A 936-nucleotide genomic window follows, 5' to 3' on the forward strand; every position below is an offset into this window, starting at 1 on the left:
CGGGTTGTCCGGCACAAGCAGCTCAGGCACGCCGCCGGCGAATTCCATCGCACAGACCATTCCCCCGATCCAGTCGGCGGTGGTCTGCCCCCGGGTGGCGCACGCGTATGTGTAATTCGACGCGCCAAGCACAGCGACGAAGATGCTGGCTTCAAACGCAAGGCCGCCTTCCGGGTCCAGAATCGGCACCATCTGACCTGCGAAGTCCGCAAACAGCTTCTCGCCGGCGCGGTGCTGCTGGCGCATGGACCGCTTGAGTGTCGCTGCCCAGTCCCGGTAACGGCAGCAGAACTGCGTGTATTGGTAAATGGGGACCCCGGGATTCGCGTCCAGGTATTCCTCCCACAGCAACTGCAGTGTCACGCCCTTGCGGCGCAGCTCGCGGTGCAGGTAGGGGAAGTCCGGCGTCACCCGTCCGCCCGGGCTGTTGGCCGGCTTCTGTGCGCCGAACAGCCGCTGCTCCAGCGTATCCTCGTTCAGGCTATCCGCCTGCGCCCAATCCAGCCCCGCTGCCTTCGCCATCGCGCGTACTGCGAAACGGCACCAACACTCACACCCGTCGCCCTAGCGATCTGCCGGTGCGAAAGGCCACACGCCCATTTCAGGCGAAGCACTTCCTTGATCTTGCGCATGGTCATCCGGTTGGCCGGCATCAGCTTGCTTCCTTGCAAAAAGGAAGCAGCGTATCGCCGGCGTTCTAGTCCATGCGCAGTCCCACCCCAGCCCTTGCCCGGCCCCATTACGGTGCGTGATCACCCGTTTCGGCTGCTTGATCACCTATTTCGGCAACGTGATCACTCGTTTCGGGATCGTGATCACCGATTTCGGCAGCGTCGTCGAAGTGATCACGTTCCGCCGAAACCAGCGAGCAGCTTCCCGCCGAAACAGGTGATCACGTTCCCCCGAAATCGCTGATCAAGCGCCCCGAAATACGCA

1 pseudogene is annotated in these 936 nt (G+C 62.8%); it reads right to left on the bottom strand.

Features of this window, described 5'->3' with window-relative positions:
- Positions 1-653, bottom strand: a pseudogene (locus MKD38_RS30720) (IS21 family transposase); the annotation flags it as partial.
- Positions 654-936: the final 283 nt, after the last annotated feature.

It is taken from the genome of Cupriavidus sp. WGlv3 (assembly GCF_023952475.1).
Taxonomy (GTDB): Bacteria; Pseudomonadota; Gammaproteobacteria; order Burkholderiales; family Burkholderiaceae; genus Cupriavidus; species Cupriavidus phytorum.